This window comes from Deltaproteobacteria bacterium, assembly GCA_020848905.1.
In the GTDB taxonomy this organism is placed as follows: Bacteria; Myxococcota_A; Polyangia.
The window spans coordinates 1-25,804 of the sequence record JADLHG010000083.1 but is presented as its reverse complement, the minus strand read 5'-3'; the positions used below and the strand labels follow the sequence as shown (position 1 = coordinate 25,804).

Annotated in this window: 19 protein-coding genes; 12 read left to right on the top strand and 7 right to left on the bottom strand. The window is 70.2% G+C overall.

The window, feature by feature from the left end; genetic code table 11:
- Nucleotides 1-7 precede the first annotated feature (7 nt).
- The 3 genes from IT371_30965 to IT371_30955 all read right to left on the bottom strand — a co-directional run bounded on the left by IT371_30965 (nt 8) and on the right by IT371_30955 (nt 3,008).
- Complete coding sequence (locus IT371_30965; GenBank protein MCC6752113.1) at nt 8-1,135, bottom strand: ABC transporter permease; 1,128 nt, start codon at nt 1,133-1,135, stop codon at nt 8-10.
- A gap of 4 nt (nt 1,136-1,139) precedes the next feature.
- On the bottom strand, nt 1,140-1,772 hold the full coding sequence (locus IT371_30960; GenBank protein ID MCC6752112.1) for a TetR/AcrR family transcriptional regulator: 633 nt from the start codon (nt 1,770-1,772) through the stop codon (nt 1,140-1,142).
- 99 nt (nt 1,773-1,871) lie between these two features.
- Complete coding sequence (locus IT371_30955) at nt 1,872-3,008, bottom strand: hypothetical protein (GenBank protein ID MCC6752111.1); 1,137 nt, start codon at nt 3,006-3,008, stop codon at nt 1,872-1,874.
- Nucleotides 3,009-3,513: 505 nt separating this feature from the next.
- On the opposite strand from IT371_30955, the gene IT371_30950 reads away from it, so the two are divergent.
- Nucleotides 3,514-4,542, top strand: a complete 1,029-nt coding sequence (locus tag IT371_30950) for a hypothetical protein (protein ID MCC6752110.1) — start codon at nt 3,514-3,516, stop codon at nt 4,540-4,542.
- 62 nt (nt 4,543-4,604) lie between these two features.
- A complete protein-coding gene (locus IT371_30945) occupies nt 4,605-5,930 on the top strand; it encodes a hypothetical protein (protein MCC6752109.1) in 1,326 nt (441 codons plus the stop codon).
- A gap of 69 nt (nt 5,931-5,999) precedes the next feature.
- Here the strand turns inward: IT371_30945 and IT371_30940 are convergent, their stop codons facing one another.
- Both IT371_30940 and IT371_30935 read right to left on the bottom strand, forming a co-directional pair.
- Complete coding sequence (locus IT371_30940) at nt 6,000-7,448, bottom strand: hypothetical protein (protein ID MCC6752108.1); 1,449 nt, start codon at nt 7,446-7,448, stop codon at nt 6,000-6,002.
- 177 nt (nt 7,449-7,625) lie between these two features.
- Entirely contained in the window at nt 7,626-7,940 is a 315-nt protein-coding gene (locus IT371_30935) for a hypothetical protein (protein ID MCC6752107.1), read from the bottom strand.
- Between the two features lie 363 nt (nt 7,941-8,303).
- Here IT371_30935 and IT371_30930 point away from each other — a divergent pair, with 363 nt between their 5' ends.
- The 10 genes from IT371_30930 to IT371_30885 all read left to right on the top strand — a co-directional run bounded on the left by IT371_30930 (nt 8,304) and on the right by IT371_30885 (nt 21,906).
- On the top strand, nt 8,304-9,005 hold the full coding sequence (locus IT371_30930) for a hypothetical protein (GenBank protein MCC6752106.1): 702 nt from the start codon (nt 8,304-8,306) through the stop codon (nt 9,003-9,005).
- 54 nt (nt 9,006-9,059) lie between these two features.
- Nucleotides 9,060-10,637 (top strand): hypothetical protein, encoded by a 1,578-nt coding sequence (locus IT371_30925; GenBank protein ID MCC6752105.1) that lies wholly within the window; start codon nt 9,060-9,062, stop codon nt 10,635-10,637.
- An 86-nt stretch (nt 10,638-10,723) separates the two neighbouring features.
- Nucleotides 10,724-12,055, top strand: a complete 1,332-nt coding sequence (locus tag IT371_30920; protein MCC6752104.1) for a hypothetical protein — start codon at nt 10,724-10,726, stop codon at nt 12,053-12,055.
- Nucleotides 12,056-12,230: 175 nt separating this feature from the next.
- Nucleotides 12,231-15,131, top strand: coding sequence for a response regulator (locus tag IT371_30915; GenBank protein MCC6752103.1), 2,901 nt, complete (start codon nt 12,231-12,233; stop codon nt 15,129-15,131).
- A 248-nt stretch (nt 15,132-15,379) separates the two neighbouring features.
- Nucleotides 15,380-15,760, top strand: a complete 381-nt coding sequence (locus tag IT371_30910) for a hypothetical protein (protein MCC6752102.1) — start codon at nt 15,380-15,382, stop codon at nt 15,758-15,760.
- Between the two features lie 53 nt (nt 15,761-15,813).
- Nucleotides 15,814-16,443, top strand: coding sequence for a TetR/AcrR family transcriptional regulator (locus tag IT371_30905; protein MCC6752101.1), 630 nt, complete (start codon nt 15,814-15,816; stop codon nt 16,441-16,443).
- A gap of 3 nt (nt 16,444-16,446) precedes the next feature.
- Nucleotides 16,447-17,619, top strand: a complete 1,173-nt coding sequence (locus IT371_30900; protein ID MCC6752100.1) for an efflux RND transporter periplasmic adaptor subunit — start codon at nt 16,447-16,449, stop codon at nt 17,617-17,619.
- Nucleotides 17,616-18,827: an ABC transporter permease gene (locus IT371_30895; GenBank protein MCC6752099.1), complete on the top strand. Its 1,212-nt coding sequence runs from the start codon at nt 17,616-17,618 to the stop codon at nt 18,825-18,827. The genes IT371_30900 and IT371_30895 overlap by 4 nt, the downstream gene beginning before the upstream one ends.
- A gap of 2 nt (nt 18,828-18,829) precedes the next feature.
- Nucleotides 18,830-19,552 carry an ABC transporter ATP-binding protein gene (locus IT371_30890; GenBank protein ID MCC6752098.1) on the top strand — a complete coding sequence of 241 codons (723 nt, stop codon included), beginning with the start codon at nt 18,830-18,832 and terminating at the stop codon, nt 19,550-19,552.
- Between the two features lie 68 nt (nt 19,553-19,620).
- A complete protein-coding gene (locus IT371_30885; GenBank protein MCC6752097.1) occupies nt 19,621-21,906 on the top strand; it encodes an FAD-dependent oxidoreductase in 2,286 nt (761 codons plus the stop codon).
- Nucleotides 21,907-22,073: 167 nt separating this feature from the next.
- On the opposite strand, the gene IT371_30880 is transcribed toward IT371_30885, so the two are convergent.
- Nucleotides 22,074-22,925, bottom strand: a complete 852-nt coding sequence (locus IT371_30880) for a GNAT family N-acetyltransferase (protein ID MCC6752096.1) — start codon at nt 22,923-22,925, stop codon at nt 22,074-22,076.
- Between the two features lie 218 nt (nt 22,926-23,143).
- A complete protein-coding gene (locus tag IT371_30875; GenBank protein ID MCC6752095.1) occupies nt 23,144-24,865 on the bottom strand; it encodes a metallophosphoesterase in 1,722 nt (573 codons plus the stop codon).
- Between the last annotated feature and the right edge of the window lie 939 nt (nt 24,866-25,804).

Sequence of the window (25,804 nt, the reverse complement as noted above, 5' to 3'; positions counted from 1 at the left end):
GCCTCCGTCAGCCTCGGAAAACCAGCGCGGGATCGATGCCGGCCACCTTGCGAAAAGAGATGAGCGACGCGCCGAGGCACATGAGCACCGTGCCCACGAAGACCAGCGCCGCGAGCTCGTGGCCGATGATCAGCTTCAGGTCCACCTTCAGGACCAGCGGCCGGAGGAGATAGGAAGGGATGGCCCCGAGGACGAAGCCGAAGACGGCGGCGATGAGGGCCTGCCGCGTGAGAATGCCGTAGATGAGGCCGTTGCTGCCGCCGATGGCCTTGACGGTGCCGAACTCCTTGAGGTGCTCCATGGTGGAGGTGTAGAGGGTCTGCGCGACGACCACGACGCCGACCAGGCAACCGAGGAAGACGGTCAGGAACATGTTGAAGCCGAGGCCGGTGTTCACGATCCAGTAATGGCGGCAGCGCGCGGCCCACTCGGCGCTCGTGAGCACGTCGTGGTGCGGCAGGCGGCGCGCGATCTCCGCGCGCACGGCGGCCAGGTCGGCCCCGGGGCCTAGCTTGACGAGGATGAAGGGCGCCCGCCCGCCGAGCATCGTGGGCGAGAGCTGCTGCGCGAGGCGGTAGTCCATGAAGGCGATGGGCGTGGTGGTGAACGAGCGCGCTTCCTGGGTGCGCCCGATGAGCTTCAGGCGCTGGCCCATCACCTCGCGGTACTCGCCGACCTTGAAGGCGCCGAAGCGCTTCGCCGCGGAGTCGTCGAGGAAGAAGTAGCGGCCGCGGCGGAGGTCGCGCACGTCCCCTTCGGCGACCTTCCAGGGGAAGTTCCAGGCGGCGAAGTCCTCGAGGGCGTAGACGGCGGCGGTCTCCTCGGCGCCTGTCGGCAGGGCCAGGTTCATGTAGCCCACGATCAGGTTGTCGGCGCGCGCGACGCCGGGGAGGCCACGCACGCGGTGCACGTGGCTCTCGGGGAAGGCGTGCGGGAAGTCGATCGTTGGCGTGTTCTTGGAGGTGACCCAGAGGTCGGCGCCCAGATGCTCGATGGTGATGGTGGCGTTCTCGAGGATGCCGAAGAAGAGGCCCACCTGGACGAGCACGAGGGTGACGGCGAAGGCCACGCCCGAGACGGTGATCAGGAAGCGCAGCTTGTCGTGGAGGAGGTTCTTGCGCGCCAGGTCGACCATCGGCCTAGGCCTCCTCGCGCAGGAGCGCGCGCAGGTGGATGTCCATCAAGCGCTCGGCGAGGGCCTCGAGCGGGCGCCACGGGACGACCGTGTCCTGCCCCTTGATGATCTGCAGGGCGATGATCCCGTGCAGCGAGCCCCAGAGAAGCTGTACGAGCTCCTCGGCGTCGGTCAGCTCGGGGCGCAGGCGGCCCTGGCGCATCGCCTCCTCGACCGTCAGCTTCAGAAAGGCGTAGCCGTCGTCCCGGGGGTTGCCGAGATGGCAGCCCACCTGCTCGGAGTCGATCGGCGGGTGCGGAGTCATGAACATCAGGCGGTAGTGGTTCGGATAGGCGAGGGCGAAGCGCACGTAGACCTGCCCGAGCTGCCGCATCCGGGCCACGGGGTCGGCGATCGTCGCGAGCGGGAAGAACTCGTGGCTGATGGCCAGGAAGTCCTGCACGCAGAGCTCGCGAAAGAGCGTCTCCTTGTCGGCGAAGTGGAAATAGATCGCCGTCGGGGAGTACTCGATGGCGGCGGCCAGCTTGCGCATGGTCACCGCCTCGTAGCCCTCCTTCACGAAGAGCTCGCGCGCCGCGTCGAGGATCCTCTGCCGGGTGGCCTGCTTCTGGCGGTCGCGGCGTTCCTTGGTGCCCATCGGACTCAACAGCGTTTTAGTTTGTAACGCTGTTAAGTCATATGACGCCGTTTCGTCCGGGTGTCAAGGCGGGTCGTGGGCAGAGGGCGGATCGATGTTTTAGGGCGTGGCCTTGCGCCCACCCGCGAGCTCCGCCGGGCGATACGCGGCACCCCGACGGCGGCCCGCCTTCCAGGTCACGCCGTCGGCGAAGGTCTGCCCGGCGTTGATCGGATATTCCATCTCGGCGAAATCACGGCCCCCCCGAGCCGCCACCTCGGCCTTGAACCCCTTGCCCCGCCGGAGGTAGGGCCGCCGCGCACCACCCTTCACGGGGAAGACGACCTGGATCCCGAGCGCCTCGAGGGAGTCACGGTTCCAGACCGGCCCCTCCTCGGAAACCTGCACCTTGGTCTCGAAGTCCCAGCGGCGACGCCCCTCCTCGAGGGAGAGGCGGCGACGCGTGCCGTCCTTGAGAAAGAGCTCGTAGCGTTCGACGGACACGGCGTCGTCGGCGGCGCTCTCTGCCGTCGGACGGGCCGTGGTCCCGAGCGTCTGCACGACCCAGCTCCCGGCTGCGTGCGGTCGCGCGCTCACCGCGAGCCACTTCTTCCGCCCGTCGGTTCCGACCCGCGTGGCCACGAATTCGAAGAGCCCCACGCCGGCGCTCCAGGGCGTCTCGCCGTAGGAGCCCTGCCGGTTGCGGTAGCGGCTCATGACCTCGAAGCGCACCTCGAGGGGCGTCGTCGGCGCCTCGGGCGCGGCGTTGTCGCTCGCGTGCGCGAGGTAGTGCTGCGCCCCCGCCTCGCTGCGGCGCGTGACCTTGAGCCACATCGAGGCCATCGCCGTCCCGTCGGCCGTCGGCTCATAGTGGGGAAGGTTGAAGCTGGAGGTCATGAGCTGGACCGAGGCCCGCCCATCGCCGGTGTCCACCTTGAAGAGCCCGCAGCCGGGGCGGAAGTGCCCGCGTCCATCGCGCTGCGTCGCGGGAGCGCCAGGAACGCGAGCCACACGGTCCGCTTCGTTCGCGGCAATCGCCACGATCCATCGTGGGAGCTCTTGCAGGAGCGCGGGCAAGGGCATCGCGCCGGCCCGAAGCTGCGTGGCGAGGGCCTGCGCGACTGCATCGTGCACGGCCAGCGCCTCCGAGCGCCGCTCGGGCGTCGACGGCTCGTCGGCGGCCTGCGCAGCCATCGGACGCGCGAACGCGAGCGCGGCCGCCAGCGCGGTGAACAGGGCACTTCGGTACGTCGTCATTTCCGCCTCCTGTCGCGCGCCGCCGATGGGGCACGCTACCGCTCCACCCGAGCTGCGCGAACGTGCCGTCGCCGCGTGGCGAGGGTCGCCGCGCGGCACCTCACGAAGGATCGCGGCCCTAGCGCGGGGCGATATGCAGCTCGTGTGCCGCACGAAGCCGCGGCCCCCGCGCGAATAGCTGCAGCGTTTCAGCGCATCGGCCCGGCCCGCACTGCGCGGCCCTGGCAGGTGGGCCAGTCGGTAGATGCTCGAGGCGCCACGCGGGAGGCGGGGATTGCGCCTCCCTCCCGCAAGGATCACGGGAGCCACTCCCCTTCCATTCCCCTGCGCGCATGCTCAGTACATCCCGCCATGCGCATACATTCCGCGGGCTACGATCCGCCGTCCAGCACTCTACCCCGGTGGGAACGACAGGTGGGAACGACACGGGCCGGTGGGAACGACACGGGCCTGTGGGAACGACGCGGCCCAGAAAGTGGCATCCCGGTTGCTGAGGGAGCTGCGCATGGACCGAGGATTCTCCATAGAACGATCCGCGCGCCGCGGGGTCGCCCGAGCGGCCGCGCTACTCGTGCTGCTCGCAGCGGTCGGGGCGCACGCCAAGACGGGAGCCGGCGCCGAGGGCCTGGTGCGCCTCGGACCGGGCCTCAAGGGCTGGTCGCCGGCCGAGCTGAAACGCTGGGGCTACGTCTACGTCGAGCCGAAGCGCGGCGGACAGCGACCCTACTTCCGGGCCCTGCCCGGTCGAGCCGTCGAAGAGCAACCCGAGCTCGCCGTCGTGCGCGGCCACTACGCCAAGGTCCACGGCCGACGCGTCTACGTGCGGCAGAGCCTTCGCGACCTCGGCGGCTGGCTGCAGACGGACGGCAAGACGCCCGAGGTGCGCAAGGTGCAGCCGGGCACCATCGCGCGCCGGCTGGAGGCGGCGCTCGCCAAGGGCCCTCTGCCCGAGGAACTTCGCGCCGAGACGCGCGCGTGGCTCGACGAAGTCCGACGCGCTCCCGGCGACCCCTCGGCCACGCTCTTCGCCTCCACCAAGCGCCCCGAGGCCGGATGGTTCGAGAAGGACAGCGTCGACTTCCACGTCTACGAAGACGGTGCGGCGGTCGGCCACACGGCCATGGACCCGGCGAACCCGACGGTCCGCGTCCGCACCTGGCGCCAGTACAGCGTGCTGAGCGAAGGCCCCCTCGCGGGCTACATCCTCGAGAAGCGCGGCACCTTCCGCACGCAGGACGTGAAGAGCCCCGGCGGCGCCACCTGGGCCATGGAGCTCACGGGCTCGGGTGAACGCTACGTCGTTCGCTCGAGGGACGGTCGCACGCCCCTGCTCGACCTCGCCAAGGACGAGTACCTCCGCAGCGCGCGCAAGCCCGAAGCCGCCGCCGCGCTCGCGCAGCGCCTGGCCGCGCTGGTCGACGCGCCGACTGCCCCCGCCGTCGCCCCGAGCAGCTCCTCCGCCGCCCGGGTACGACCGCGCGGCCTGCGCGCCTTTCTGTCTTCCATGGCGCGCCTGCTGCACCTCGCGCGCTGAGCGCCGCTCGCACCGCGTACCAGAGAAGGTAAGCTCGACGGAGGCGAAGGGAGGCCCCGCCCATGCTGCTCCTCGACACCTTCAAGGCGCTCGTCGCCCCGCTGCGCCTGCGCACGCGTAGCCTCGGGCTGCTCGTCGCGTACCTCCTCCTCGCCGGGCTCATCCTCGGCCTCGTCGGCACGCTCCTGCAGGGGCACGGTCTAGCGCTGCGCGCCGCTCTCGCCGGGTACCTCCTCCCCGAGAGCTACCGCTTCGCGGGAAACCTCCTCGTCGAGCACCTCGTGAAGAGCCAGGCCCGCGCGGTGCTCGTCAACGCCGTCGCCTCGGGCGCGCTGCTCCTCGTCTCGCTGCTGCTCTTTCCGCTCAAGGAGAGACTCTCCGCCGCCTTCGAGCGCGACGCCGTCCTCACCGGCAAGGAGGGCCACGAGCTCCCGCTCTGGCGCCAGGGGTTCGAGGAGCTCAAGCTCGTCCTCCTCTACCTCACGGCGCAGATGCTGATCTTCTGGGTGGGCTACGATCCGAGCCCGCTCCGCAAGGATCTCGCCACCTGGGCCAGCTACGGCTTCCTCGTCTTCACCTTCGCCGTGGACTTCCTCTCGCCGCTGCTGCAGCGCCACGGCGTGACCTACGCGCGCCTCTTCGTCGTGCTCCTCAAGCGCCCGCTCGCCGCGCTCCTCTTCGGCGCCTTCTTCGCCTCTCCCACCATCGTCCTCGCGCTCTGGGTCGGCCGCGACGCCTCGCTCCCCGTGACCGACGGCGTGCTCGTGCTCTTCGGCGCCAACGTGCTCGCCATGTCGTGGGCCGTGGTCTCGGGCACGCGCCTCGCTGCCGCGCTCCTCCCGGTGGCCGAGGCGACGCCCGTCCCGCCGCGCGCGCTCCGCCTCCTCGCGCTGCTCGCGGTCCTCGCCTGCTTCGCTTGGAACGCGACCACCTTCACGCAGCTCGGCCTGGCGCTGCACCACAAGAGCCAGATCCTGAAGTGCGTCTACCGCCCCGACTGGTCCTCCTTCGCGCTGGACCTGCCCAAGTCCGGCTCCGGCTGGGTGAGCACCGCCCTCCGCGCCGCGCGCGCCCTCGTGAGCGGCAACGTGGAGCTCGGCGCGCAGCTCACGGTGGCGATCGAGAACCCGACCCCCTACGACGTGGTGCTCGAGAAGAACCGCCTCGAGCTCGCGCACGCCGGCACCCACGTCGGCAGCACGCAGCTCAGTCCCGTCCGCCTCCCCGCGGGCCAGACGGTCACGCAGCGGCTTCGCCTCACGCTGCGCCTGAACCCCGCCGTGCTGGCCAAGGGGCGCGAGCTGCTGCGCGACGCCTGGCAGCTCACCCTCTGGCTCGAGATCCGTCCGGGCTTCGAGTTCCCGCTCTACCTGCGCAGCCCGACCTGAGGCACCGTCCCGAAGCAAGCTGATCGGGTTGTGGTGGTCGAGGCGCGCGGCGGACGCGAACGCGCTCCGTCAGTTCTTGCGAATCACGGGCAGGTAGACGCGGTAGTCCTTGCAGCCCCCGGCAGGCCGGCGCTCGAGGAGGAGCGGCTCGAAGCTGGCGGGGATCGACTCGCCGAGGACGAGCGGGGCGCCGAGCTTGTCGTAGAGCGCGACCGCGTCGGGTGGCGTGGGCAGGGGCTGGACGCCGAGCGCCGCGTCGTTCGTGAAGTACGCGCGATACTCGAGCTCCCCCTTGCAGAAGCGGTACCCCTCCACAACCCCCGAGCCCACGGACCCCACGTAGGTCGCCCCCGCGAGCGTGTTCGCGAGAAACGAGACCGCCGTCGCCGGCGAGACGCCGTTCACCTCGTTGAGCAGCCCCGAGCAGCGCCACCCGGGCGCGTCGAGCGTGTACCAGACGGAGCCGAGGAGCCCGAGCGCCCAGGTCCTGAGATAGAGGCGCCAGGCCTCGTTGGCGGCGTTCTGCACGATCGGCTCGCTGAGCTGGCAGCTGTCGCTCACGATCAGCCCGCCCTCGTTCATGAGCAGCGGGCGGCTCGACTGGTACTGCCCCATCAGGCGGCGCAGGTAGTCGGTCTTGCCGTGGAGCACGCCGAAGGGCCCCCACGCCGCGGCGGTGCGCTGGAAGTCCTTCCCGAGGCTGTTGAAGTAGGCGTAGCTGTGGAAAGCCAGGATGTCGAAGAAGCGCGCGCCCTGCCGAACCTCCTCCTCAAGGACGCCCTGGATGAAGCGGGGGTTCGTCCCCGCGTTGCCGTTCGCGCACGCGCCGCCGGGATCGTTGTCGCAACCGAGGAGGATGCCGCCCGAGAGCACCTTCGCCGTCGGGTCCGCGGCCTTCACCTCCTCGCTGAAGGCCTTGAGGAAGCGCGCGTAGTACTCGCCGCCGTAGTTCTCCTGCGTCAGCTCGCCCCAGCACCCGTAAGGAGAGGTGGCGCCGAGCAGGTCGTAGGCCGCGTCGGGCTCGTTCCAGAGCTCCCAGTACCTCACCCAGGGCTTGTAGCGATTCACGGCGGCACGCACGAAGGCCCGAAACGCCGCCTCCTGGCTCGCGTCGATCGGGCCGCAGAGCTTCCCCTCGCGGCCGGGCTGCCGCGCCCAGACCGGCGTGCCGAAGATGTAGACGGCGGGCAGGTTCTGTTCGGCCATCGCGGCGATGTCGGAGTCGTTGGCCGCCTTCCAGGCGTACGTCCCCGGGGTGGCCTCGATGAGGTCCCAGCGCAGGTGGTAGCGCATCCACGAGAGGTTCATCGCGCGGGCCTGGGCGATCACGTTCGGCAGGTGCGCCGGCTGCGCGCCGAAGACCGACGGCGAGGTGCCCGAGGGGGAGCTCTTGCCGCGCAGCTCGTCGGGGCCTTCCCCCGGAGCGTGAGCCGCACAGGCGGCGAGGTGAAGCACCGAGGCGAGGACGAGCGCGGCGCCCGCGTTTGCGCGACGCACGGGACTGGATCGATACGGCATGGACCACCTTCCGTCGGGAAGGCGCGGAGCAGGTCCTGTGCCAACAAGTGCTGGACGCGGGGGCGCGCGGGCTTTCAAGCCGTTGCGACGGGAGTGCCGTCTCGGATGCGCACCGGGGATGCGCGCCACGGCGCCTCCGGTCTCGCGATTTCGAAGGAGCGCCCGGCGCGGGCCGCGCTACTTCTTGCCGCTCACAGCCTTGAAGATCCCGCCCACGATCGCGGTGAAACCGCTCAGGGCGCTCCGTCCGTCGCGACTGCCCTTCGCGTGGTCCCGGTACCACCGGAACGACTTCTCGCTGTCGTAGCCCATGACGCGGAGCTGGCGTTCGGTCCGCTTGTGGCCGGTCAATCCCAGAAAATGGAAGAAGCCCTTCGTATCGCCATCGTCTCCCTGGCCCCTGGCGCTCGCGGCGGTCGCGGCGAAGACCAGGCACACGATCACGAGGACGAACGAGACGAGACGCGTGGCCGCGCCATTACGTGCACGCATGGACGTACTCCTTGTCAGCGGTGGTGGATAGACGAAGCGCATAGCACGACCCATGCCACGGCCTGGCGCACCCTCGCCGCCAAGGATTCGCAGACCTACGCGTGAAACAGCGCGGCAAACCCGACCAGCGCGTCTGCCGGACCGGCCACTGCACAAGCCCCACGCACTGGCGCTGCGGTCACACGAGCCCCGCGCGCCGGCCCGCCGCCCCCTGACGTGGCGTATGGAGCCACCGCGATCGCGTCTTTTCGTGTGCACTCCGCCGCGCAACCCCACCAATTGCTGCCTCCAGAGCCTGCGCGGGCTTGGCACTTCCCTTGCTGATAGCCGGCATCGTCGTTCTGTCCCGCAAGGAGCCGATCCATGCGCCATACGAAATCCCGTCTCTGCCGACGCGCGTCCGTCGTCGCCGCGACTCTCAGCCTCGGGGCCGCCCTGCTCGTCGTCCGCCTCGACGAGCCGGCCGCCCTGGCCAAGACCGGCCAGCAGACCGAACCGAGCCGCCCGCACCGCGCTCGCCCGCCGCGCGTCGTCGTGCGCCCCGTGCAGACCTTCGTGGGCCCCCACGCCGAGCTCTATCGCCGCGTGGCCGCGGTCCGCACCGGCCAGGAGTGGCTGGCCCTCCCCGAGGCCGACCGGAAGGAGATCCTCGGCGACCCCTGGTACCACGTGGAAGCGGGCAACCTGAGCCACCCCGCGAACCTTCGGAAGACCGAGTCGCTCGCGCTCGACGAGATCCGCGAACCGCGCATGCGCGCCTTCGCCCAGCTCATGCGGGACACGCTCCTCGATCAGTTCGGCGAGCCGGAGACCGACCCCTACTATGCCGACGGCCCGCTCAGCGCCACGGCGGAGCTCGTCTACCTCGACAGCGGTGAGCTCCTCGGCGGCTGCCTCCGTCTCCGCCAGGAGCTGATCTTCGACCATCAGGACCGCGAGCCGTGCGGGAACTACCAGCTCTCGGGCACCTTCCAGGCCACTCCCGCGCAGGCGGGCGGCCACCTCTTCCGCAACCTCGGCGCGACGCTCATCGGCGGCGGCGACTACTGGGAGTACGACCACTAGAGCGTCGCCCGCAGCGCGTCGAACCCGTAACGCCCCTCCTCAGGAGTCCTGACCATGCGCACCGCACACTCTCTGCTCGCGCGACGTGATCTCGCCTCGCGCCTCGCGCTCTTCGCGCTGCTGGCCGCGTCGGCTTTCGCACCGGTCGCCTCGGCGAAGCACGGTGCGCTCACCCCCGCCGAGCGCGCGGCCGCTCGCGCCAAGGCGCCCTTCGGACACCGCATCACGCGGCTCCTCGCCGAGCGCCGCCCCGAAGGGGTGAAGATCTACTACCACCTGGATCTCGACGGGGTCGCGAGCGCGATGGCCATGGCCCACTTCCTCAAGCAGAAGGGAGTCTCGCGCTTCGAGTTCCAGGGGATCGAGTACGGCGGCGAGGAGTACACCGTGAGCGGCCCCAAGGCCGGTTGGCTCTCGGTGCTCGTGGATTTCGCGCACGGCAAGCCCTTCATGGACGTGCACACGGACCACCACGACCGGCAGACCGGAACCGCGAAGGAGCGCTCCTTCGTGAAGGGGCCGAGCAACGCCACGTACCTCTCGGGTCTCGACCCGCGCCAGGAGGCCTTCGACGCCACCGACCGCCAGGTCATCGACATGGTGGACAGCGCGGGCTACGCCGACCGCTTCACGCCGGCCGAGGTGCGGCGCTTCCTTTTCCGCGCGGCGCCGGACCAGGGAGTTACCGCGAATCGCCTCGCGCTCGGGCTGGTCACGAACAAGCTGCTCCTCGCCGCGAAGGGCAAGCAGGTGGACGGCCAGGCGCTCCCGAACGTGCTGCTGGGGCGCCTCGTCGCCGCAGACCGCCCGTCGCTGCGGCGCCTCTACGTCGAGCTCCGCCGGCTGGGCCGCGAACAGGAGCTCGAGACGCCCGAGCGGCTGCAGGAGAAGGGAGACACCTACGTCGTGGACGAGCGCGCGCGCATTCTCGAGCCGGACGCGGCGCGCATCCCGACGCTGGAGGTCGGCCAGTCGATGCGGCTCGGCAACGTGGCCGTGAAGTACGGTGCCAAGCTCAACTGGCGACAACACGCCTACGACCGCTACGTGGCCTTCGACCTGCACCCCGAGGCGCAGTTTCTCTGCGTCGGGTGGCCCATGGGCCTCGTGCAGGCCTCCGTGAACGCCTTTCTCGGCCGGCGGAACCCGCAGGCCCTCGGACAGATCCTCCTCGGTCCGGGCGGCGTGCTGAGCGCCTACGAGGCCGAGCTGAAGGCCACGCAGGTCTCCCTCGGCCGCATCAAGCAGGTCTCGGAGCGGGAGCTCCGCGATGCGCCGGCCGACGCGCTCGGCTTTCGCTTCTCCGACTTCGTCGGCAAGTTCGCCGGGCGCGCCAAGATCAACGGCCTGAGTAGGGCGGTGGGGACGGGCCGCCTCGCCACGCTGCGTGCGGCCTGCGACAAGCGCTACAGCGACCTGACCGAGGAGGATCGCGCGCTCCTCGACTCCGTATGGGTCAGTGGCTGGGACGTGGTGCGCGCCGAGTCGGGAGGCCACCCGAACATCGCGCAGATCTCGGGGCTCAGCTTTCTGCCGCACGACTTCCGCGGCGGCACGGCGGCCTTCGTCAAGGAGCTGATGGGCTCGGTCGCCGGCCGGCTGCGCGACGCGACGCTCGAGCCACGGCTGTAGGTCCGCGGACGGCCGAGAGGGGCCGCAACGGATCGGCCGCTACAATGAGCAGGTGATTCCGCGCCGGGCCCTATAAGATGAGCGGAATGCGCCGCTCGACCTCGCGCCCCCACGTCCTCCCTTCTCTGTCTCCTCAGTCCTGGCTGCCGCTGGCTCTCCTGCTCGCCGGGTGTCCGGGCTCGTCCACCGTCCCGTCAGTCGATTCGGGGGGGTCGGGGCTGCCGGGCGATGCGGGACCTCGCACTGACGACCAGCGTCCGCCGACCGAACTCGATGCGCGAGGCGCGGACCGCGGCTCGCCGGTCGATGGCGGTGGCGGCGGGACCTTTCCGGTGCGCTACGAGACCTCGGGCATCGCACTCGTCAGTCAGGCGCCGATCACTGTCTCCGGCGTCACGCTCAACACGGCCTTCTATAGGAACACGCGCTACCGCTGCGGCAAGCAGGGGCATTTCACCTTTCTCGTCGTCGAGCTGGCCTCGGTCACCGGGCAGAAGAAGCCGCTCTGGGTGCTGATGCACGGCGGAGGGGTCGGCTACTACGAGAAGGGGGGCAAGTACGTGGGGGGCGAGGCCGCGAACCTCGAGGAGGGGGCGACCGAGCTGCGCGGCGTGCTGGAGCAGCACGTCGGCCCCGCGGGGACGAAGAAGACGATCGCCGCGGGGCGCCTCAAGGCCGGCTACCGCTTCCTCATGCCCTCGATGTGCGATCACGACCTCTATGGCGGAATGGGGAACGTCTATCCGAATAACCCGAACGGCACGCCTCCGGACACGGTGGACGGCCTCCGCGCCACGATGGCGGCGATCGACTTCACCGCGCGCGGCAGCGGCGCGCTCAAGGGCTATCCGACGAGTCAGATCTTCCTGCACGGCACGAGCGCCGGCTCGGCAGGGGCCTACATCGTGGCGCATGCCTTCGAACGCGGCGGTGTGCGCCTGAACGGTGCGCTCCTCGACGCCTATCTCGTCTCCGCGCGCACCGAGGACCTCTTCGGCACCGGCTGCACCCCGCAGGAGAAGGGCGCCGTGAACGACGGGACCACCTTCTCCTTCAAGGCCGTGATCGACAAGATCGGCCCCTTCGTCGGGGACAAGAGCCTCTTCGCGGAGCGCACGGTGGGCTCGACGGGGCACGTCCCGCTTTTCGACCTCGTGGGCCAGGGCGACGTGCACTGCTGCGGACAATCGCCCGTGGTCCCCGCGGCCAAGGCGGCCGGCGCGACCAACAACTGCCGCTACGTGCACGAACTCCTCGCGCAGGCCATGGACAAGCGGCCGGCGAGCGAGCACCTCGCGCACCTCGTGGTGGACTCGAACGCCCACGTGCTCACCCCTTCGGAGGGCACGCACCAGACCGCGCTGCAGGCCTGGCTCGACGCGATCCTGGCGACGAACCCGCCGGCGCCCTGGCCGTAGCCAGTCCCCGGGCCAACCCAGCAGCTGGCCGGCCGTCCGGATCTCCGGCTCGTCTCGCGATGCTCGGGTCGGTGCCGCGCAGAACTGCAAGCTGGCCATACATGACGGCCGATCGCCGTCGATGGAGGGAATACCGGGAGGGCAAATCTCCGTGGGGCTGTGGCGGGAACGGGAGATGAAGAGCAACGTCCTCATCGTGGACGACCAGCCCGAGAACCTCGTCGCCATCGACGCCATTCTCGCGCCTCTCGGAGAAACGGTCTTTTCGGCCGGGTCCGGAAAGGAGGCCCTGAGGCTCGTCCTCGACCAGGACTTCGCGGCGATCGTGCTGGACATCCGGATGCCGGGGATGGACGGCTTCGACACAGCGAGCCTCATCCGCGGACGGGCCAGGTCCCAGGCCACCCCCATCCTCTTCGTCTCTGCCATGAATGCCGACCGGGAGGCCTTGCTCGCGGGCTATCGCCTGGGCGCCGTCGAGTTCGCGTTCAAGCCGCTGGACCCGGAGGTGTTGCGGTCGAAGGTCGCGGGGTACGTGGAGCTGCATCGGCTGAAGCAGCGCGCCGCGGCGCACGAGCGGGACCTGCGCGGGCTGTTCGTCAACAACGCCGACGGCACCCTCGTGGTGGACGCCGGCGGGACGATCGCCTTCGTGAATCCCGCGGCAGAGCGGCTCCTGAACCGGAGCGCCGAACAGCTGCTACGTACCCCCTTTGCGTTTCCGATGCGTGGCGACCAGCCGGCCGAGATCGAGATCCCGCAGGCTCGGGGCCTCCCGCGGTCCGCCGAGATGCGGGTCGTCCCCACGACGTGGGAGGACAAGAGGGCCTGGGTCGTGTCGCTGCGGGATGTCACCCACCTCAAGCAGGCCGCGCGCTGGGAGCGTTTGACGAGCGACGTGCTCGCGCTCCTGAACGCCCCCGACAGCGAGACGGAGGCGCTTCGCGGCGTGCTGCAGCTCGTGAAGGACTGCTTCGGCATCGAGGCCGTGGCCCTCCGCCTCCGGGCCGGGGAGGACTTCCCCGTCGGTGAGGCGATCGGCTTTCCGGAACATCTTCCGCGCACGAATTGCCCGTTGTTCCTGCGCGACGCGCAGGGGGTCATCGTCCGCGACGCGAAGGGGAACCCGGTCCCGGTCTGCCTGTGCGGCCAGGTCATCGGTGGGGGGGCCGCCCCGCGGGCTCCTCGCTTCACGGAGGGGGGCAGCTTCTGGCGCAACAGCTCCGCCGAGCGCTGGGCCTCGATCACCGAGGGTGGTCTACAGGATCGCGCGTGTTCCAGCTGCCGCGGCGAAGGGTACGAGTCCATCGCGCTCATTCCCGTGCACGCGGGTACGCAGAGCCTCGGGCTCTTGCAGCTCGTCGACAGTCGGCGATACCTGCTCACGCCGGAGATGATCCTCTTCCTCGAGGGACTCTGCGCGCGCGTCGGGGCGGCGCTTGCGCGCGGCAGGGCCGAGGCCGCGCTGCACGACAGCGAGAAGAGATACCGAGAGCTCTTCGAGTTCAACGAAACCCTGCTCCGAAGCCTCCCGTTCCCCATGGAGATCGTCGACCACGAGGGGCGCGTCCTCTTCACGAACGAGCGGTTCCAGCAGTTGACCGCTTCGTGGCAGCCAGGAGAGCGGCGCTGGGCGCGCACCGCCGACACGCAGCACCCCCGCGAGGGCCGTCCGGGCGAGCTTGGACTAACCATCGGTCAGAGCACCTCGCTGGAGGTTTCCGACCTCTATGGAGGGAGGACCTTCGAGATCCTCTACACGGGCATAACGTTCCAGGACCAACCGGCAGTCCTGGAGATCTTTCGCGACGTGACCGAGACGAGGCGGCTGCAGGCGCAGCTCGCCCAGGCAGACCGGCTCACGACGATGGGAACCCTTGCCGCGAGCGTGGCCCACGAAATCAATAACCCCCTGTCCTTCGTGCTCTGCAACATCCAGACGATCTCCGAGGAGCTGCCCGAGCTGACCGAGGCCATGCGGAGGTGTCACCGCGCCTTGTGCTCCCACACCGACCCCGACACGGTCCGGGACCTGCTCGGAGCCGGCGAGGAGTTCTTCACGCCGGAGAGGCTCGGCGACGTCGCCGAGCGGGTCGGGGATGCCCTGTCGGGAACGCTCCGCATCCGGGAGATCGCACGAGGGCTGGGGACCTTCTCGCGAGTGGAACGAACGGAGCTCGCACCGGTCAGCCTGCACCAGGCCATCGAGCACGCGATCACCCTGGCGTTCAACGAGATCAAGTACCGGGCGCGGCTGGTCAAGGACCTCGGTTCGCCACCCATGGTCCTGGCCTCGGACGGCAAGCTGTCGCAGGTGTTCCTGAACCTGCTTCTCAACGCCGCACACGCCATCGATGAGGGTCGCGTCGAGCAGAACGAGATACGGATCCGGACCTGGACCGAGGGGGACGAGGTCCTTGCCGAGGTGAGTGACACCGGCAAGGGCATCGCGAACGAGCATCGGGGAAAGATCTTCGAGCCCTTCTTCACCACCAAGGGCGTTGGCGCCGGGACGGGCCTCGGTCTGTCGATCTGCCGCGCCATCATCACGGGCTTCGGCGGAGAGATCGGCTTCACGAGCGAGCTGGGCCAGCGGACGCGTTTCCGGATTCGGCTCGCGCGGGCACCTGACGACTGGAGAGCGCCGCACGAGGCCGAGCCGGAGAAGACTCGGGCCCAGCCGACGATCCGGGGGCGGATTCTCGTCGTGGACGACGAGGCCGGGGTCCGCGCGGCCATCGTACGTATCCTTCAAGGAGAACACGAGGTGCTCACGGCGTCCTGCGGGCAAGAAGCCCAGGCGCTCTTGCGAAGGGATCGCGGGTTCGATCTCGTCTACTGCGACCTGATGATGCCCGCGATGTCGGGAATGGAGCTGCATGCCTGGCTGGCGGCCGAGGACGCGGCTCTCGCCAGACACGTCGTCTTCGTCACAGGCGGTGCGTTCACCCCGGGAGCCTCGGAGTACCTCGCCAAGGTCGGCAATCTCCGCGTGGACAAGCCCTTCGACCGGGTGGATTTCGTGAAGCTCACGAGGAGCCTCGTTCTGGCCGCTAAGGGGAAGTCCGCCCGCTGAGGCCCTCGCGGACACCCTCAGCTGCGCACGAACTCGGTTGCGATTGATGTCTGTGCTCTGTTCATTCACAACGCTTTCGTTCACAGCACGTCACCGGTTCAACCCGGCGCGCGAGGAGTGCCCATGCCGCGCAGTTCAACACCTTCGGGGTACCGAAGGAGGACCTGCCTCCGAAGAGCGACGGCCCACTCGAAGACGCCGTCTGGGGCTTCGGCGCGCCCTACGACCCGCACCCGCTGTACGCCCAGGTGAAGCCCAAGACGACGGCGGACGAGAGATTCGTGCCGGCGCTGCCGGTGATCTCCTCCGTCTCCCCTGACCTCTATATCTCTGCGCTCATCCGCCTTCCGCCAGCCGGCACGACCGTCGACGACCCGACAAAGTACATGAACACCGCGAGCGGCATTGAGCCGGCCTGGAACGATGCCGGCCGGAGCGCGAGTGACCTCGGCCCCGCGGTCCGTACCGACGCCGGCGTGCCGCCCATGCCCGACGCCAACGGGTCCCTCCAGGGCGATACGGGGACAGGGAAGGTGGTAATTGGCTCCTTCGCTCGGAGGCTCGATACCGGGGGCGACGAGGCTGAAGGGGCCTCGGGGCGATGGAGGACGAAGGGGCTTGACTTGTAGTAAGTAAGTGCTTACTGTCTATATCTGTGACACCCTCTCGTCGAACCTCCGAGATGCGCCAGGTCGAGCTCGTGGACGCGGCGCTGCACCTCATCGCCACGCGCGGGATCGCCGCGCTCACCACGCGGAAGCTCGCCGAGGCCGTGGGCCTCACGACCGGGGCCATCTTTCGGCACTTCGTCACGCTCGACGCCCTGCTCGAGGCCGTCGTGGTGCGCGTGGAGGCCGTGCTCGCCGGGACCTATCCGTCGAGCGAGCTGCCTCCGCTCGAGCGCCTCGAGCGTTTCGTCGAGGCGCGCAGCACCGCAGTAGGCCAGCACCTCGGGATCCTGCGGCTCGTCCTCTCCGAGCAGTTCCTGCTCGCGCTTCCCGACCAGGGCTCGGCGAGGCTCACCTCCTGCGTGGAGCAGACACGCGCGTTCGTCTCCGCCTGCGTGCGCGAGGCCCAGCGGGACGGTTCCGTCCGCAACGATCTCCCCGCCGAGGCCCTCTCCGCCGTAGTGCTCGGCACGACGCAGCTCCTGGCTCTCGCCGGCGCGAATCCCGGGCTGCAGGGGGCCGACTCGCGCGCCGTGGCGCGGGCCCTCTCGCTGTTGCTGCGGCCGATGCAGGCCGAGGCGTCCCCGAGCCCCCGCGGCCCGGCGAAGAAACCGCGTATCCGCGCCCCGAAGAAGGTGAGGTAGCCCGTGACACCCTCGAACCTCCTCCGTCGCCTGCTCGACCTCCTCCGGCGTGCCCGATGGCTGCTGCTGCTCGGTGCAGCCGCCTTCGCCTTGCTCTGGTTCCGCGTCCTCGCCCCGGTACCCGTCGAGCGCGCACGTCTCGAGCGTGGCCTCGTGGTGAAGGAGGCCTTCGGTCGCGGGCTGGTCGAGAGCCAGCGCGAGGCCGCAGTGGGCTTCGACCTCGTGGGCCGGCTGAGTCAGGTGCTCGTCGAGGAGGGCACGCGCGTGAGCCTCGGCCAGGAGCTCGCCCGGCTCGAGACGAGCCAGGCCCTCGCCGACCTGCGCTCGGCACAGACGGGGATCTCGGCGGCACGCTCCTCGCTGGAGCGCCTCGCCGCCGAGGAGGAGCGCGCTCGAGCCGTCCTCGCCGCCGCCGAGCGCGAGGCGGCGCGCACGCAGGCCCTGTTCGCCTCGGGTGCCATCGGTGGCCAGGCGCGCGACGACACGAAGGACCGACTACGCCTCGCCCGCGCCGACCTGGACCGGGTGCTCGCTCAGCGCTCGGAGGCCACGCGTGGCATCGACGTGGCCCGGGGAGGCGCCGAGCAACGCCGCGTGGCGATGGTCCGCGCCACGCTCCTCGCCCCCTTCGAGGGCCTCGTCACGCGACGCCTGCGCGAGCCCGGCGACACGGTGACCATCGGCTCGACGGTCCTGCGCCTCGTCGACACGAACCGCGTGCACGTCAGCGCGGCTGTGGACGAGACGGTCCTCTCCGAGCTCGCGGTCGACCAGCCGGCGACGATCCACTTTCCGGGAAGGAGCGATGCCATCTCGGGCAAGGTGACCCGCATCTCCTGGGAAGCGGACCGCCAGACCCACGAGATAGAGGTCGAGGTCACGCCCGATCGCCTGGCGCAACGCGTGGCGATCGGCCAGCGCGCCGACGTGCGCATCGAGCTCGCGCGCAAGGCCCGCGTGCTACGCCTGCCGCTGCGCATGCTCCAACGCGACGCCGAGGGGACCTTCGTCTATGTCGATCGGGGCGGGCGGATCGCCACCCTCCGGCCGAAGCTCGGCGTGACCGGGAAGGACCACGTCGAGGTGCTCGCGGGGCTCGCCGAGGGTGAGATCGTGCTCGCCGCCGCCTCCCCGGCCGGTCGTCTGCCCCTCGGTCGCCGCTGGAGGACGCCGTGAACCTCGCACTCCGCGACGTGCGCCGACATCTACCGCGCTTCCTCGGCACCGCGGGCGGCCTCGGGCTCCTCCTAAGCGTCGTAGTCGCGATGCAGGGGATCTACGCCGGGATGGTGGACGACGCGACGATCCTCACGCGGGCCATGCGCGCGGACCTCTGGGTGGTCCAGCGCGAGACCCGTGGCCCCTTCGCCGAGGCGTCCCGGCTCGACCCGAGCATCGAGGCGCGCGTCGCCGCCGTACCCGGCGTGCGAAGCGCCCGCCCCTACACCTACCAGCTCATCCAGCGCGAGCGCGACGGCAAGGTGCTGCGTATCGCTCTCGTGGGCCTCGGCTGGCCCGACGACGCAGGCCAGGCGCTTCCACTCGTCCGCGGTCGGCCGCTCTCGCAGGGGCACGGCGAGCTGATCCTCGACGCGTCGCTCGGGCTCGAGCTCGGCGAGACCCTCACCCTCGCCGGCGAGCCCTACCGCGTGGTGGGGCTGACGCGTAACGCGCTCACCTCGGGCGGCGACTCCGTGGCCTTCATGAGCGCCGCCGATGCGCAGCTCGTGGCCTACGACCAGCCGGCCGAGGCCACGCTCCTCGAACGGCAGCGCGTCGTCGAACGCCTGCGCCGCACCGACCTCGGCCGCGGACAACCGGCGCTCGAGGACCTGCTCACCGACCCGAGGTGGCGCGCCCCCGCACTGGCCGCCCCGCCGCTGGCCGCCGTGCTCGTCGAGACCGCGCCGCACCAGCGCGACGAGGTGCGCGAGGTGCTCCGCCGCTGGGGAGACGTCGCCGTCTACACGCAAGACGAGGAGGAGGCCCTGCTCCTCGGCGGCGTGGTGCAGCGCGCGCGGCTGCAGATCGGGCTCTTCACGGCCATCCTCACGCTCACGGCGGCGGTGATCGTGATGATGGTGATCTACAACCTGACCCTCGAGAAGACCCACGACCTGGCCGTGCTCAAACTGATGGGCGCGCAGCGCCGGCGCCTGCTCGGGCTCGTCTTGCAGCAGTCCTGGCTCCTCGGCGCCCTCGGCTACGCGGTGGCCTACCTCATCGGGGACCTGGCCTTTCCGGCCTTCCCGCGCCGCGTGCTCATCACGCCGACGATATCCGTCGTCGCGCCGGTGGTGACCCTCGCCATCGTCACCCTGGCGAGCATCCTCGGGGTGAGCCACGTGATGCGCATCGACCCCGCGCGAGCGCTGGAGGGCTGACCATGCGCGACGCGCTCCAGGCCATCGGCCTGACCAAGACCTACGGCAGCGGGGCCAACGCGGTGACCGCACTCGACGACGTGAGCCTCACCCTCGCACGCGGCACGGTGTCCGCCCTGCTCGGTCCGAGCGGCGCGGGAAAGTCCACGCTTATCAAGGCGCTCGGCTTCGTCTCCCCCGCTCAGCGCGGCGAGGTCTTCTTCGAGGGTCGGCGCGTCGTCAAGGATGGCGTCCCGCTCGCCGACCTGCCGCGGCTGCGACGGCACCACCTCGGCTTCGTCTTCCAGAAGGCGAACCTCACCTCGTTCCTCACCGCGCGCGAGAACGTGGAGATCGCCTGCGAGCTCGGGGAGAAGCCCCACGGTCGGCAGCGCGCCCGGGAACTCCTCGCCTACCTCGAGGTCGGACACCGCGAGCGCGCGTACCCGGAGACCCTGAGCGGCGGCGAGCAACAGCGCGTGGCCATCGCTCGCGCCCTGGCCAACGAACCGTCGTTGATCCTCGCCGACGAACCGACCGCGGCGCTGGACAGCCTGCGCAGCCGCCTGGTGATGGAGCTCTTCCGTAAGGTAGCGCACGAGCGGGGGACAGCCGTGCTCGTGGTCACGCACGACCACCGGGCGCTCGACGTCTTCGACGCGCTCTACGAGATGGAGGACGGCCGGATCCGGCGCGCCGAACACCCTGCCGTCGTCTCTGCCGTCCACCCGCCGGCACCGCGCTGATTCCCGCCGCTTGCCCGGCGCCGCCGGACACTCCTTTGCATGGTCCAACCGGTGCTAGGCTCCGGCGCATGCCCAGCCGACGGTCAATCTCCACCCTGCTCCCCGCGCTGCTCCTTGCCGCCTGTCCGGGTAGCGGACCCGGCACCACCGACAGCGACAGCGGCGTCGGCACCTCCGATGCCGGCTTGCACGATCTCGGCCCTTCGACGGACCGCGGCGCGGCCGATCTCGGTCGATTCGACGCCCGCGTGGTGCGGACCTTCGACGTCGTGATCGTTGGCGCGGGGACGGGCGGGACCGCCGCCGCGATCCAGGCCGCCCGGATGGGGGCGAGGGTGGCGCTCCTCGAGGAATCAACCTGGGTCGGGGGCCAGGCCACGAGCGCCGGGGTCTCCTCGATGGACGTGAGCTCCGCGCGCGAAGCGGACTACGGGCTCTACAAGGAGCTCATCGACAGGGTCCGCACGCACTACGCGGGGCTCGGCAAATCGATCAGCACCTGCTACTGGTCCGGCGACTCGCAGTGCTTCGAGCCGCGCGTCGGGAAGGACAAGCTTCTCGAGCTCTTGCGTGCGGCGCCCTCCGGCAAGGGCTCGCTCGAGCTCTTCACCCAGGTTTCGGTCGCAGCCGTGCTGAAAAGCGGGCAGGCCGTGACCGGCGTCCGCACCTCGGGTGGAGAGATCTTCCAGGCCAGGGTGCTCGTCGACGCGACCGAGCACGGCGACCTCTTGCCGCTCGCCGGGGTACGCTACCGCGTGGGCAACGCGACGAGCGACGCGCCGAACGCCGCGGCCTGCCTTCAGGACCTCACCTATGTGGCGATCGCCAAGAAATACCCGAAGGGCCTCCCGACGGGGCTGGCCTTTTCGTCGGCCCCTCCGGGCTATGCCGAGGCCAAGCCGCACTTCGAGCGCGTGATCAGGAAGGGGGGGACGAGCTGGTTCGGGCTTGCCCCGTACTACCCGTACGACGCGGTGACGCACGCGGCCTACCGCGGCACCCCCGATTCGACGGGCGCCGGCAGCTATACGGCCGCGAACGCCGCGACGAGCGCCGCGATTACCAAGACCGGCATCAACTGGGCCAACGACCATCCCGCGCTGAACCTCTACAACCCGGCGCCCGGCGTGACCAACCCGACGCTTCCCGTGCGCTACCTCGAGGACCGCACCTACCGCGCGCAGGTCGACTGCGAGGCGCGGCTTAAAACGCTCCAGTTCCTCTACTACCTGCAGACCGACCTCGGGGAACCCCTCTGGTCCGTCGCCAACGACGAGGGCTACGACCCCGCCCCCTGTCCGAACATCCCCGCCGCCTTCAGGAGCCTCGAGCGGCACTTCCCCCTCTACCCCTACGTGCGCGAGAGCCGTCGAATGATCGGGTCCCGCACGCTCACAGCGAGGCACCTGGTCAACGACCCGGGCGTGCCGCGCTCGAAGACCCTAGAGCCGAGCGCCATCGCCGTTGGCGGCTACGCCAACGATCTGCACAACTGCAGCAGCGACGCCACGCTCGAGAGCGCGCTCGAGACGCGGGCCGACGTGAGCTCCGGCCGCGTCTTCCAGATCCCGCTCGAGGCCTTCCTCCCCGAGACGCTCGACGGGTTTCTCCCCGCGGAGAAGAACTTCTCGCAGAGCCGGCTCGCAAACGGCGCCACGCGCCTGCAACCCACCACGATGGCCACGGGACAGGCGATGGGCGCTTTGGCCGCGCTCGCGGTCGCGCGAGGCATCGCGCCCCGCGCGGTGAAGCCCGTGCTGGTGCAGAACGCCCTCGTCAAGGCGGGCGCGCGGCTCTCCCTGTATCGCTTCGACGACATGCCGCCCGGGCACGCGCTCTGGCCCGCTGTCGAGCTCGTCTCGGCCCGCGGTGTAATGGTCGGCGGTAGTGACGGGCGCTTTCGCGTCGCCGACCCGTTGAGCCGCGCCGAGACGGCCATCGTGCTCGCCCGGCTCCTCGGCCTCGCAACGAGCACGCCCCCCGCCACGCCCTCGTTCCAGGATGTGCCAGCCGACCACTTCGCCTACGGCGCGATCGAGGCGATCAAGCGGGCCGGGCTTACCGGCGGTTGTTCGACGAGCCCGCCCCGGTATTGCCCCGACGAGCCTCTCACGCGGGCGATGCTCGCCAGCTTCCTCGCCCGAGGGCTCGCGCTCGATCTCGCGAAGGCGCCGACCACACCCTATTACACGGACGTGCCGCGCGATCACCTCGCCTTTGCCGCCGTGCAGGTCGTGACGCAGGCGGGCCTCCTCCCAGGTTGCGCGACGGCCCGGCACTTCTGTCCCGCGGAGGCCGTGTCGCGGGGCGCGATGGCCGAGGCAGCGCGGGCCGCGCTCCTTCACGGGCTTTGACCGCCCCGCACGCCCTCGTCATTCGGTCATTCCCCCGTCATTCCCCACCGTGGTTGCCGTCGGCCCCCGCACCGCGTCATTCCCCGCGTCATTCCCCACCGTGGTTGCCGTCGGCCCCCGCACCGCGTCATTCCCCACCGCGTCATTCCCCACCGTGCGTCATTCCGTCATTCCCCACCGTGGTTGCCGTCGGCCCCACCGCACCGTGGTTGCGGCTCCGTCGGCTCCGTCTCCGCGCAACTTCGCAGCCTCCTCGCGATGACAGAGCGGATCTTCTCGTAGCTCGGGGGTGGGCCTGTCCGAACGGCCTTGCCATCCACGAAGAGCGCATCGGAGAAGCCCCACTTCGCGATGGCGGCAGGCTCCGAGGTGTCAATCTCTCGGTAGACGACCCTGTCACCGAGTTCGGTGGCCGCGCGTCGGGCGCGTTCGACGGCGAGGTTCATCCCCGTGCACCAGCCGTTCACGAATGCGGTCACGTTGACCTTGCCGGGTACCGGGTCGGGGAGCTTCTTGCCCCTGGGGTGCCAGCGAGGTGGTTGAGCGTCATCCGTGAACGGTTTCCACACGAGGACCGCGATGCCTTGACGGTCCGCTTTGCGGTAGCCGTGCCGCTTGAACCAGGAGGCCTTCATCCATAACGGGAGCCAGAGGCCCCAGGCCGCCAGGCCCCTGGCCCCAAGGGTCCGCACGTCCGCCTCGGCTGCTTCGAGCAAGGCGCTTCCCATGCCATGGCCCTGGAAATTGCCGCGTCCCTGCTTGTGGCCGTGGACCCAGATGCATGGGATGAAGTAGAGCCCGGCGCCTTGAACGGTAGACTGCTCGATCGGGAGGTACTGGATCATCCCGCCAACGGCACCGTGCTCGTCGATCGCCAGCTTGGCCCGCAGCCCCTTGGCAAGGAAGCGCTCGACCCAGCGGGCCCGGCGGTCGCCGGCCTCGCGAACGTCGTCCGACCAGTCCTCGAGGCAGGCAGCGAAGAGCGCCCGGTGGTCGTCACCAAGGTCGATGATGTTCATGGCGCCCTCCTACAGCTGAGTTTCTCATACCTCCACGCAGGCCAAGTTTCCGTCAAACGGAGATCCAGACGTCGGCGGCATCCTGATGGGGCTCGCTACGGGGGCGGCCGTCGAGTTCGGCTTCCTCCCCGGCGTGCTCACGCTTGGCGCGGCCTCCGGCCATTCGGCGCTCGGCACGGCCGGGCTGCTCCTCACGGGGGTCCCGCGCGCCTGACCTGTCACTTGGTCCAGGTGATGGTCTTCTCCGGGACCGTGCCCCCCTGCTTGTGGAACTGCACCGAGACGCGCGGGCCATCCACGTCGACCGCGAGGAAGCCCGGGGTCTTCATCCAGTAGTCGTAGCGGCCGGGGTCGCAGACATCGGGTCCCGCGCCTGTCGCGCCGTTCACGAACTGATGGAAGGGGTGCGTGATCTTCGGGTCGCGTCGGCTGTCGAGGTAGGTATAGGTGTAGACGTGCTCGTGCCCGTGGAAGGTGGCGCTGACGAAGTTGTACTTGTTGAGCACCGCCACGAGCGCGTAGATGCCGCTCTTGCAGATGTTGGTCGTGCAGTCGCAGTGCCCCGCGACGCAGTAGATCGGGCCGTGGAACCAGAGGAAGGCGTGGGTCATGCCGCGCTTGGAGGCGGCCGCGAGGTCGGCATCCAGCCACGCGATCTGGTCGGATTTGATCGTATCCGCGTCACCGGTCGAGTCGAGCCCGACGAAGTGCGCGTTGGCGTAGTCGAAGGAGTACGCCCCATTCTCGCGCCCCGGCATGTGGGAGAAGCTCTTGGCGCCGATGGCCGCGGCGGACCGATCGAGCGGGTGGTTCTTGGCCATCCAGTTGAAGTACCCCGTCGCGGAGCCGGACGCGTCATGGTTGCCGCGCACGGTGAAGGTGATGTCGAAGATGCCGTTGCTCTTGTCGCCGTTGGCCGCGGTCCTCCACTTGTCCATCGCCGCGTCCGACCAGGTGCTGATCATGTCGCCGGCGTAAATCGTGAACTTGGGGTTGAGGGCGAGGGCCTGGTTGGAGAGCGCGGAGAGCGTCGAGGTGCCGGACTTAGTGTCGCCCCACGCGATGAAGCGGAAGCTGCCGCTCGCGGGCGCGCCGGCCTCCGGGAGTTGCGCACCGTCGCGGGGGGCACCGTCCCTCGACGGGGCGGGGCTGCCGTCGCGCGCTGCGACTCCGTCGCGTGGGAGCCCGCCGGGCCCGGGGCCTTGGCTCGCCGCATCATCGGGAGAGGCCGGGTCCCCGCCGGCGCCCCCGTCGCGCGAGGTGCTGGGAGCGCCATCCGTACACGCCACGGCGAGGAGCAAGGCAGCGAGGAGGCCGAGCGTGGCGACCTTCGTGCGCGCTCCCCCGAGGAGCCGCAGATTCGGCGGAGCGTGTACGGCGCGTCGGCGCACGCGCGCCCGGAGGCCGAGCGCGACGAGCGCGAGGGCGGCAGTGGCGCTCGCGAGCAACGTGATCGGCGGAAGCCGTCCGGGCCAAGTACTGGCGCGCCACCATCCCGGCCAGCCGAGGGCCGCGCAGTGCAGCACGCCGAGGAGGAGCAGGGCCGGGACCGCGAGTCGCACGCGGTGGGCGGCGAAGGCGACGGCCACGAGACCGGCAGCTCCGGCGAGGAGCGCGAGCTGGGGCCCGACGCGCAGCGTGCGACCCGCGGGAAAGGCCGCAAAGAGGGGGGCGAAAGAGGCCGTGGGCAGGAGGCAGAGCGTGATCACGGTGTGCACGCTGGCGAGCGTGAGGCCCGTGAGGCCGGCGGCGCGCCGACGCTCGGGATCTCGTGCGACGGCGGCGAGCCCGAAGAGCGCGAGGGACGTGAAGGCGAGAGCCTTGTTGGTGACGAAGAGCGGGAGTTCGCTCCACGGCACGCCTTTGATCACGATGTAGCGCACGACGGCGTAGGCGAGGCATAGGGGAAAGAGGACGAGCGTGGCGCGATGTCTGCGCAAGTAGCCTTGTCCGGTGCGCCCGGTGCGCGCAACCTGGGTGGGGGCGCGCAATAGACGGAGGTCGGGTCGTGGGGAGTGCTTCGGCACCTGGTTTCCTCGGAGACCGTTGGCCGCGACGCGGCGGATCCAAGGGAATAGCAACGGACGTGCCGCTGGTCGGGAGAGGACGGGCGGGCGGAAAGGCGCGAAAGTCCGAGACCGCGCGTCGAGCAGCGGTCGGTGGCACGAGCACGGGCTGCGCGCTCCGGGGCGAGGGCCCCCAGAGGGGCGCCTGATCGACGCGCCGAAGCTACGCTCGCTGCGGCGCGTGGGTGCTGCCCCTCCGAGGGGCTCGCCGGGTACCCGCACCGCGGGTACCCGCACCGTGGTTGCCTCCCGGTGCCGCCGGTGCCACCGGTGCCCGGGTGCCCGCACCGTGGTTGGCTCGGGTGCCCGCACCGTGGTTGGCTCTGCCCGGGTGCCCGGACCGTGGTTGGCTCTGCCGCCGGAGCCCGAACCGGCCCCAGTACCCGCACCGTGGTTGCCTCGGCGAGCGCTGAACCGACCCGGGTCTCTCGCGGAGCCCGAACCGTGGTCGCCGATCTCTCCTGCGTCGTCGCGGAGCCCGAGCCGTGGTTCCGCGCGGTTCCCGCGCCGGTGCCCCGGTGCCCGGACCGTGGTTCCCGTCTCGGATAGTGGTTCCCGTCTCGGCCTCCTCGCTCTCACCGGAGCCGGAGGGGGTCAGTATCACTGTCGCCCGGCAACAGGTCCGCAGCAGATGCGGCTCAAGTCTGCGCGAACGAGCACGAGGGAACGGGGAGCAGAGCCGCCGCTCAGGTCATTTCGACGACGCGCACGCCCGCGTGGAGATGAAGCGCATAGGTTCCCGCCGGAAAGAGGACCTCGCGAACCCCTGCGCGCCATTGCCGCCACGCCTCCCGGTACGCCCGCACGAACTCC